Genomic DNA, 8,759 nt, shown 5'->3' on the forward strand with positions numbered 1-8,759 from the left:
GTCTTTAAATCAAAAATGGCCGCGCCGCAGGCAAGGCAGATGAACGAAGATCAATTTGCCGATCTGTACGGCGAAGACATCATTTCACCGCCCTATAATCTCATTGAACTGAAAACAATCGCCGAATACTCGACGATTCTTCAGCAGTGCATTGACGCGTATCGGGTCAATATTACGGGTTTTGGGTTTGATGTGGAATATACCTTTGATGTAAATAGCCCGGATTGCTCCCCGTCAAAAAAGGCCCGGGCCGAAAAAAACTGGATGAAGCTGGAGAGCTTTTACAAATGTCTTCATTTTGATGAATCGGCCGAGACGATCCTCGGATATGCGATAGAAGACCGTGAAAAAACGGGCAACGGTTTTCTCGAAGTGCTTCGGGACGGGGCGGGAAAACCAGCGGGGATTGAATATCTGGATGTGAAACATATGCGCGTGTGCGGTGTGACTGATCCCGTTGAAGTTATATTTTCTTATGAAGAAAACGGCGCATCCAAAACGATTAAAAGGCAAAAACGGTTTCGTAAATATGTTCAGATGCTGAACGGTAGGAAAGTGTTTTTTAAGGAATACGGCGACCCCCGCATGATGGACATGAGAACCGGCGAATACGTAAAGACCCTGTCTGAAGAATACCGGGCAAATGAAGCCATTCACTTAAAAATCGGCAGCGGCACTTACGGAATTCCGCGCTGGGTCGGCAATATCGTCAATCTGTACGGCGCCCGGAAAGCGGAAGAACTGAATTTTATGTATTTCAAGCAGGGCCGTCACGTGCCGGCCGCCATTACGGTTGAAAACGGCATGCTGTCAGAAGCATCGTACAAAGAGCTCCAGGATTATATGAATGACCTGGAAGGGGTGGAAAACGCCCACAAGTTTCTGCTGATTGAGGCGGAAGGCATTGCGAAGGAAAAAGACCTTCACGGAGGCGAAGACATTACGCCCGTGTCTGTGGAAATTAAATCACTTGCGGAAATTCTGCAGGATGATGCGCTGTTTCTTGAATATGACGACAAAAGCAGAAATAAACTCCGTTCCGCTTTCCGTCTCCCGCCGCTTTATACGGGCGAGGCGCAGGAATACAACAAAGCCACCGCCGATACGGCACGGAAAATAACGGAGGAGCAGGTGTTTCAGCCGGAGCGGAAAACGCTGATTAATAAGCTCAACACGTTATTTTTGCCTGAACTGGGTCTCCACGATGTACAGCTCACATTAAAAGGGCCTGATTTTCGCGATCCGCTTGAAATTGCGAAGGTGCTTACGCCATTTATTTCCGCCGGCGCGGTCTCTCCTAATGACCTCCGTGATCTGGCCGGAAGAGTGCTCGGCAAGACGCTTGAGGAATGGCCTGAAGAGTACTACAGCCGGCCGGTGCTGAAAGGGAAAAAGGAGCAATCCTGAAAGGGGGTGAAAACATCTCGTGCCGAGAGAATTGAGAAATGCCGTCATCAGTTTTGTGAGCTATGTCGATAAGGCGGCGAACCAAACGGAATTCTTTTTTACAAAATCAGCCGGAGGCCTTCCGTCATTTGAAAAAAAGGTGCAGGTGTTTACAAAAAACGAATCGGATGAGCAGAAGCTTGTTTACGGCATCGTTTACGAGCCGGATGTCCCGGATGCCCATGGTGATTATATGACGGCTGAAGAGATTGAAAAGGCCGCCCACGGTTTTTTGGCGGACGCCCGCAACATCGATACAAATCATAATTTTGAAGGCGGGACCGGCGAGGTGGTAGAGTCGTACGTCGCTCCGGATGACTTTGAAATCGGGAATGCTGTGATCCGGAAAGGATCTTGGGTGCTTGTCACCAAAGCTTCCGATGAAGTATGGGATCAGATTAAAGCCGGTATCATTACGGGCTACAGCATGGCGGGAACCGCTGACGTTTACGAAGAGCCGGCAGAAAAGCAAGCCGGCTTATTCGGCGCGGTCAAGCAATTTCTCGACCGTGACCGCAAATCAAGAAACCGCAAGGGAGAGGACTTGAACAAGATGAGAAAAGAAGACGTAAGAGAATCGATTGAACACGCGCTGCACCCGCTTTTAAAGCGGCTTGACAGCTTGGACCAAAACACGGAAAACAAAGACGGGGCGGCTGCGCCGTCTGATGAAGAAAAGCTGAAAACGCTTGTTGAGGACATGCTCGCCCCGATTATTAAACGCATTGAAGCGCTTGAAAAAGTAAGAGGCGCATCAAAGCAGCCGGAAGAAGAGACGGGCGGCCAAGAGCCTGTTAAAAAATCCATTTGGAGCGGACTGCTTTAAGCCCAGTCAGAAGGAGGAACTGTAGAGTGAGAAATCAAGATATCATCAGAAAGGCGGAAATGTCACTTTCCGCTTTAAAAAGCGGCGGTTTAATGAACCCCGCACAAGCTTCAGCATTTATCCGCATGGTGCAGAACACGCCGACCATTTTCAGCGAATCGCGTGTGATTCAAATGGAAAATGACTCGCAGAAATTTGAAAAAATCGGTTTCGGCCAGCGTATTCTGCGTGCCGCTGAGGAAGGAAAAGCCTTAACTGACGATCAGCTGACCGTCCCGGCAACAAGTACGGTGCAGCTGAATACGAAAGAAGTCATTGCGGAAATTAACATCACCTATGACACGCTTGAAAATAATATTGAAAAAGACGGCCTGCAGCAGACGATCATGCAGATTTTGGCGGAGCGGGCGGCAGTCGATATTGAGGAGCTTGTCGTAAACGGCGATACATCTTCTTCTGATCCGTACTTGGCACAGCTTGACGGAATCCGTAAGCAGACTGTATCTCACGTCATTGACGGAAACGGGGAAGAGCTGTCCAGGGCCACATTTAAAAAAGGCTTAAAAGCCATTCCGGCAAAATATTTGCGCCTGCCTCAGGAATTCAGATTTTACACATCTCAAGGCATGGAGATTGAATGGAAAGACCGTGTGGCTGACCGTCAGACCAATCTGGGGGATCTTGCGGTGCAGGGCGGTTTGTCTTCAGCATTCGGCGTTCCGGTCAAAGGAGTGTCCAATCTGCAGCCGTACTCGGTCGGAGAAGGTGACTCCCAGTACGATGCGTCTGACATCATTTTGACTCACCCGAAAAATATCATTCTCGGTTTTTCACGGAATATCCGAATCGAAGTAGATAAAGATATCCGCAGCCGCAAATTTATTATCGTACTGACGGCTAAACTTGACAGCAAATTTGAAGAAGAAGATGCAAGCGCCAAAATCGTAAACGTTAAAGAATAAGACGGGGGTGGCAGTTATGTTAATTCAGCCGTCTGACGTTGTTTCATATTCAGTTTATGATCAAGTCAAAAACAGGCCGGAGCCGCTTCTAATACAGGACATTCTGGAGGCGGAGGCGGAAGCGGCCAGAATGGCGGGGCATTCGTTCACTGACCCTATTTACTCACCGCTTCCCGAAAAGATTAAGCTTGCGTTATTAAAGCTTTCTCAATATTTTGCGCTGATCAACCAGAATGAAGCAGCCGCTTCCGCCTATCAATCTGAAAAGATAGGCGGCTACTCGTATACGGTGGCAGGTGAAGGCGGAATCAGAAAACCGGCGGTGCACCATCTGCTCTGTGAATATATCGCGCCGGGTTATTCCCCGGTTTCTGCAAACGCAAAGGTGAGACCTTTATGAGCTACGAACGGCTGCTCACTGACAGATGCGATATTTATCATGAGACGGTGTCCGTTCCGAAGGCCGGACGCTTCGGGATTCCCGCCGAAAAGCTCCAGCCTGTCTTTTCTTATCCGGAAGTGCCCGACGCTGAAGACGTGCCGTGTCTGTTTGTTGAAAAACAGCAGCAGCTTATTCAGCTTGCGCCTGATCATAAGGTATATCAGCGGTTTCTCGTTCATTTTCCGAAAGAGGCCGCTGTGCGTGTCAATGACAAAATCATTTGGGAAGGACAGGCGTATATTCTGGAAATGCCGAAGAAAGCAAGACAGCACCATTGGGAGGTTATCGCTGTGAGAGATGACAGACTATGAACATAAAAAACCTTGAACAATGGAATCGGTCGCTGCAAAAGGCATCATCCGGAGAATTTGCCCGTCAGGCAGGCGAATGGCTGGAACAGTCAGGAGAGGATTTTCTCGACATGGTACGGGAGGAGCTTATTCATTCGGGAGGAATTGATACAGAAAACCTGCTGTCTTCTTTCCGAAAAGGAGCGCAGGATCATGTATGGATCATTGAAAACGGGGGACTGACCCTTGAAATCGGCACCAATGTAGAGTATGCCTCATTCATAAATGACGGACATTGGACCGTCTCAGATGAAAATGTCAGATGGGTGCCCGGGTATTTTCAAGGCTCCCGGTTCATCTATGATCCGTCAGCTTCAATGGGAATGGCGCTCAAAAAACAGTGGATCAGCGGGAATGGGTTTTGGGACAAAGCCCTTCTTTTGTATGAAACACTCTTCGCCGAATCGCTGGACAAGCGTTTCAATCAGTGGCTTAACACGTTGGGGGGAGATATCGGATGAATCGCGAAACCGGTTCAATCGCCGCTTTTTTGTATCAGCAGTGCGGCGTGCCCGTATATGAAAATGAACTGCCTGAACAATTTCAGGTGCCGTCACTATACATTCCGCCCCCATTTGTTTTTGACGAAAATGATACAGTCTCCACTTATAAGAAAACGTACAGTCTGAATGTGAAGCTGTTCCATGCCGACTCGGTGCAGGCGCTCTATACAGCTGACCGGATCGCTGATGTGGTGAGAGAATCAAGACAGCTGATTCCGCTGCTTACGGAATCAGGGGAGGATACCGGTGATTTCGTCCGCATCAGCCGTATCGAAACAAGAGTCGGAGACAAAGGCGAGGCAGTGATCACAATCCGCTGGACGAGCCGCTACTACTATCAGAAACAAACATCTCCCGCACTGCGGGATGTGGACATTAACAGCGGGGTGAAAGAAAAGTGAAACAACATAAAAAGAAAAACGCCGCAGCGGCGGAACGAGCGGTTCTTTATGACACGGCGGATTTAACAAAGCACGCGAAGGAGCTTTTCGGCGTAAAACCTGAGATTCTCCAGGGGGCTTTATTCGGCGTGAAGCAAAAACAAATGACAAAAGCGCAAGCCAAGTCTTACATTGAAGCATTTTTAACCAAGGAGGTCATGCAATAATGAACGGCGGAACATTTACACAAGGAAAAGAAAAAGAACGTGCCGGGATCTATTTTAACTTTAAAACAACCGCCCAGGAGCGGGTATCGATCGGTGAACGCGGGATTGTCGCCCTTCCCGTCGCATCCGGCTGGGGGGAAGCGAAAACATTCGTTTCCATTTCAAGCATTGAAGATTTGAATAAAAAAGTGGGGCTCAGTATTGAAGATCCGTCACTGATTCTGCTTCGTGAGGCGAAAAAGAAAGCAAAAACCGTTTTGATGTACCGTCTGACAGAGGGAATCAGAGCGAGCGCAGATCTTTCGCAAGGTGTTAAAGCAACCGCTTTGTACGGCGGTTCAAAAGGAAATGACATCATCATCCGCATCAGTGAAAACGTCCTTGATCAGACCGCTTTCGACGTGACCACTTACATGGATGAAGCGGAAGTTGACAAACAAACGGTGAAAAAAGCCGAAGAATTAAAAGCAAACGGCTATGTCACATTCACGGGAACAGGCGAACTGTCGGCTTCCATCCCGCTGACAGGCACTGAGGAAGAATCCGGGGAAACGTTAAACCCGCAGGCAGGCATCCGTCTTGCGGGCGGAACTGATAAAGCACCGGTCAACTCAGACTATACGGATTTTTTAGCTGCTGCTGAAACGGAGAATTTCGATGTCATCGCTCTTCCTGTCGCGGAAAACGATCAGCTGAAAGCGACATTTGCCGCATTCATTAAACGCCTTCGCGATGCGCAGGGACAGAAAGTGCAAGGGGTGACCGCCCATTACAGCGGGGATTATGAAGGCATTATCAATGTTACTGAAGGTGTGCTGCTGGAAGACGGAACCGAGATTAAAGCTGAAGATGCGACCGCCTGGGTGGCAGGCGCAAGTGCCAGCGCCGCATTTAATCAATCCTTAACATTCGTTGAATACGAAGGCGCCGTCGATGTGCTGCACCGCCTGACTCATGATGAAGTGATCGAACGTCTTTCCAAAGGTGAATTCCTTTTCTCTTATGATGCCCGTGATAAGTCAGTCAGCGTTGAAAAAGATATCAACTCATTGGTGACATTTACGGCAGAGAAAAACAAAAAGTTCGCGAAAAACAAAATCGTCCGTGTGCTTGATGCGGTGAATAACGATTTGACAAGAGAACTGAAAGCCTTAATTAAATCGAAAAAAGGCACGGGCAGCGATCTTCCTGCGACAAATGACGGCCTTCAATTCGTCAAAACGATGATCATTCAATATTTGACTACGCTTCAGGATGCGGGCGGCATCGCAAATTTTGACTCAGATACAGACATTACAATCGGGCTGAATGAAGACCGCGACGGCTTTTTAATCGATCTCGCCGTACAGCCTGTGGATGCGGCAGAAAAATTCTACTTTAACGTGGAGGTAAACTAAGATGGCATTAAAAGCGCAAAACACGATTTCAGGAAAAGAAGGCCGTTTATTTCTCGACGGAGAAGAGATGGCGCATATTAAAACGTTTGAAGCAAACGTGGAAAAAAACAAATCAGAAGTAAACATCATGGGCCGCCGCATGACGGGACATAAAACAACAGGCGCCAACGGAACGGGCACGGCAACATTCTATAAGGTCACATCCAAATTCGCCGTCCTTATGATGGATTACGTCAAAAAAGGCAGCGACCCGTATTTTACGCTGCAAGCCGTTCTTGACGACAAATCATCGGGCCGCGGAACAGAACGCGTCACTCTGTATGACGTCAACTTTGATTCTGCAAAAATCGCCGGACTGGACGTAGACTCAGAAGCACTCGAAGAAGAAGTGCCGTTTACCTTTGAAGATTTCGATGTGCCGGAAAAGCTTTCTGAAACGTTTTAATTAAGATCGGTATGAGTGAAACAGGCCTTTTTACAGGCCTGTTTTTTATAAAAAAAAGAGTAAGGGAGTTTTCATCATGAGCGAAAAAAACGAACAAGTATATGATCTATCATTCTTTATGCCGGGTAAAACAGTCGAGGCTGAGGAGATTCGGGTTCCGCTTTCAAAGCGTTTTGTCGATAAAAAAGGAAACATCGTGCCTTTTATTTTTAAAGCCATTACGACTGAGCGCATTGATGAACTGGAGAAGGAAAGCACGACATATAAAAATGTGAAGGGCAGAGGCCGAGTAAAAGACTTAGACAGCCAGCGCTTCTATGCGCGGATCGCGGTTGAATCTACGATTTACCCTGATTTCCGGTCTAAGGAGCTCCGCGACGCTTACAAAACGGCAGATCCGGTCGAGGTGGCAAAACGCGTGCTTTCAGTCGGCGGTGAGTATGCAAATTGGCTGAATAAAGCGATTGAGATCAACGGTTTTGAAGATGAATTAGAAGATCTGGAGCAAGAAGCAAAAAACTGATAAAAGATGGGAATAAGGAAGCCGTGTATCTCTATTACGCGATGCATGAGCTTCATTATTCTCCATCAGAACTGAAAGAGTTATATGAAGCACCGAGACATTTTAAGGCGCTGTTGTACGGTTTAATCGGTTACAAGCTGGACATTCTTGAAAAACAAGCGAAGAAAGGGGGAGCGACATCATGGCAAAGCTGACCGCCCGTTTTGAATTGGAAGATCGGGTTTCAAAGAAAATAAGGAAAATCCAAAATGGCTTCAGAGCGCTTGAGAAATACAGGAAAATGACAAAACGCCAAAGTGAAATTGATATCAGCAAAGAGAGTAAATCTGTTTTAAGAACAATTGACCGCATCCAGCGCTCTATGAAAAGAAAGCTGGGCGCACAAATGATCTCTATTTCAGCTGAAGACGGAGCCAGTGCCGTCATTCAAAAGGTGCAAGCCCAATTAGCGGGTCTGCCTGCGTCTTTAACCATTAAAATAGGAGCAAAAGACAGCGCGACAGCGGCATTTGAGAGATTGCGGGATCTGGCTGCCGGTTTTAAAGGATTTACCGTTTCACTGTATGCGTCAGACGAAGTGACCCCTGCCATGGAACGTATCAAACGCTATATGCAATCTGCGTTAAAGAACGGGTACTCTGTCACTATACGCGTCATAGATCACGTCATGAAAACAGTCGGCCGAATTTCAGCGGGCATTGATTCGCTGACGGGAAAAAACAATGTTATTCAATTATCGTTAAACGAAAAGGTGACAGCACAGCTGGCTGCAATGCAAAAGAATATGCCGGACGTCGGAAAAGCTTCTGCATCTGCTGCTCCTGCTTCGCCGAAATACGATTTTTCAATGCTTGACTCCATTGCAGACACCTTCATGAAAAAAGTCAATGACATCGCATCCAAATTTTATCCGGAAACAATCATAGCGGAACTGGATAAATTCGCTGCAAGCTTTATGAAGAAAGCGGACGAAATCGCAAGCAAATTCAGCCCGGCAACGATTTTAGCAGAGCTGGACAAGTTCACAACGTCATTCATGGGAAAAGTGGACGAAATCGCGAGCAAATTCAGCCCGGAGACGATTTTAGCCGAACTGGACAAGTTCACAACATCATTCATGGGAAAAGTGGACGAAATCGCGAGCAAATTCAGCCCGGCAACGATATTAGCCGAACTGGACAAGTTCACAACGTCATTCATGGGAAAAGTGGACGAGATCGCAAGCAAATTCAGCCCGGAGACGATATTAGCCGAACTG

The 8,759-nt window shown here is 47.5% G+C and carries 12 protein-coding genes and 1 pseudogene; all 13 read left to right on the forward strand.

The features are described 5' to 3' along the window. Nucleotides 1-15: 15 nt before the first annotated feature. Entirely contained in the window at nt 16-1,407 is a 1,392-nt protein-coding gene (locus AC1RRX_RS05250) for a phage portal protein (protein WP_108725297.1), read from the forward strand. A gap of 19 nt (nt 1,408-1,426) precedes the next feature. Next, nucleotides 1,427-2,272, forward strand: a complete 846-nt coding sequence (locus AC1RRX_RS05255; RefSeq protein ID WP_144464013.1) for an XkdF-like putative serine protease domain-containing protein — start codon at nt 1,427-1,429, stop codon at nt 2,270-2,272. A gap of 26 nt (nt 2,273-2,298) precedes the next feature. Next, nucleotides 2,299-3,234, forward strand: a complete 936-nt coding sequence (locus AC1RRX_RS05260; protein ID WP_007407274.1) for a phage major capsid protein — start codon at nt 2,299-2,301, stop codon at nt 3,232-3,234. A 16-nt stretch (nt 3,235-3,250) separates the two neighbouring features. Continuing rightward, on the forward strand, nt 3,251-3,634 hold the full coding sequence (gene yqbG, locus AC1RRX_RS05265) for a protein YqbG (RefSeq protein WP_020955683.1): 384 nt from the start codon (nt 3,251-3,253) through the stop codon (nt 3,632-3,634). Further along, a complete protein-coding gene (locus AC1RRX_RS05270; RefSeq protein WP_007407272.1) occupies nt 3,631-3,987 on the forward strand; it encodes a DUF3599 family protein in 357 nt (118 codons plus the stop codon). Before yqbG ends, AC1RRX_RS05270 begins: the two co-directional genes overlap by 4 nt. Beyond that, a complete protein-coding gene (locus AC1RRX_RS05275) occupies nt 3,984-4,487 on the forward strand; it encodes an HK97 gp10 family phage protein (RefSeq protein ID WP_144464012.1) in 504 nt (167 codons plus the stop codon). The genes AC1RRX_RS05270 and AC1RRX_RS05275 overlap by 4 nt, the downstream gene beginning before the upstream one ends. Next, nucleotides 4,484-4,930: a phage portal protein gene (locus AC1RRX_RS05280; RefSeq protein WP_144464011.1), complete on the forward strand. Its 447-nt coding sequence runs from the start codon at nt 4,484-4,486 to the stop codon at nt 4,928-4,930. The genes AC1RRX_RS05275 and AC1RRX_RS05280 overlap by 4 nt, the downstream gene beginning before the upstream one ends. Next, the gene (locus AC1RRX_RS05285; RefSeq protein ID WP_007610809.1) at nt 4,927-5,136 is read left to right on the forward strand and encodes a YqzN/YkzM domain-containing protein; all 210 of its coding nucleotides are present in this window, start codon (nt 4,927-4,929) and stop codon (nt 5,134-5,136) included. The genes AC1RRX_RS05280 and AC1RRX_RS05285 overlap by 4 nt, the downstream gene beginning before the upstream one ends. After that, entirely contained in the window at nt 5,136-6,533 is a 1,398-nt protein-coding gene (locus tag AC1RRX_RS05290) for a phage tail sheath family protein (RefSeq protein ID WP_007407268.1), read from the forward strand. Before AC1RRX_RS05285 ends, AC1RRX_RS05290 begins: the two co-directional genes overlap by 1 nt. 1 nt (nt 6,534) lies before the next feature. Next, entirely contained in the window at nt 6,535-6,978 is a 444-nt protein-coding gene (locus AC1RRX_RS05295) for a phage tail tube protein (RefSeq protein ID WP_003154837.1), read from the forward strand. Nucleotides 6,979-7,054: 76 nt separating this feature from the next. After that, nucleotides 7,055-7,501 carry a phage tail assembly chaperone gene (locus AC1RRX_RS05300; protein WP_003154836.1) on the forward strand — a complete coding sequence of 149 codons (447 nt, stop codon included), beginning with the start codon at nt 7,055-7,057 and terminating at the stop codon, nt 7,499-7,501. Nucleotides 7,502-7,542: 41 nt separating this feature from the next. Further along, nucleotides 7,543-7,695: a hypothetical protein gene (locus tag AC1RRX_RS05305; protein ID WP_015239684.1), complete on the forward strand. Its 153-nt coding sequence runs from the start codon at nt 7,543-7,545 to the stop codon at nt 7,693-7,695. Beyond that, nucleotides 7,683-8,759: pseudogene (locus AC1RRX_RS05310) on the forward strand (transglycosylase SLT domain-containing protein); the annotation flags it as partial. The gene AC1RRX_RS05305 and the pseudogene AC1RRX_RS05310, both read left to right, overlap by 13 nt.

The sequence above is a fragment of the Bacillus sp. GW821-FHT11D08 genome, from assembly GCF_058808515.1.

Coding starts and splice junctions, on each gene's coding strand:
- AC1RRX_RS05250 (WP_108725297.1), top strand. CDS start 16: ATGGCCGCGCCGCAGGCAAGGCAGATGAACGAAGATCAATTTGCCGAT.
- yqbG (WP_020955683.1), top strand. CDS start 3,251: ATGTTAATTCAGCCGTCTGACGTTGTTTCATATTCAGTTTATGATCAA.
- AC1RRX_RS05270 (WP_007407272.1), top strand. CDS start 3,631: ATGAGCTACGAACGGCTGCTCACTGACAGATGCGATATTTATCATGAG.
- AC1RRX_RS05275 (WP_144464012.1), top strand. CDS start 3,984: ATGAACATAAAAAACCTTGAACAATGGAATCGGTCGCTGCAAAAGGCA.
- AC1RRX_RS05280 (WP_144464011.1), top strand. CDS start 4,484: ATGAATCGCGAAACCGGTTCAATCGCCGCTTTTTTGTATCAGCAGTGC.
- AC1RRX_RS05290 (WP_007407268.1), top strand. CDS start 5,136: ATGAACGGCGGAACATTTACACAAGGAAAAGAAAAAGAACGTGCCGGG.
- AC1RRX_RS05295 (WP_003154837.1), top strand. CDS start 6,535: ATGGCATTAAAAGCGCAAAACACGATTTCAGGAAAAGAAGGCCGTTTA.
- AC1RRX_RS05300 (WP_003154836.1), top strand. CDS start 7,055: ATGAGCGAAAAAAACGAACAAGTATATGATCTATCATTCTTTATGCCG.
- AC1RRX_RS05305 (WP_015239684.1), top strand. CDS start 7,543: ATGCATGAGCTTCATTATTCTCCATCAGAACTGAAAGAGTTATATGAA.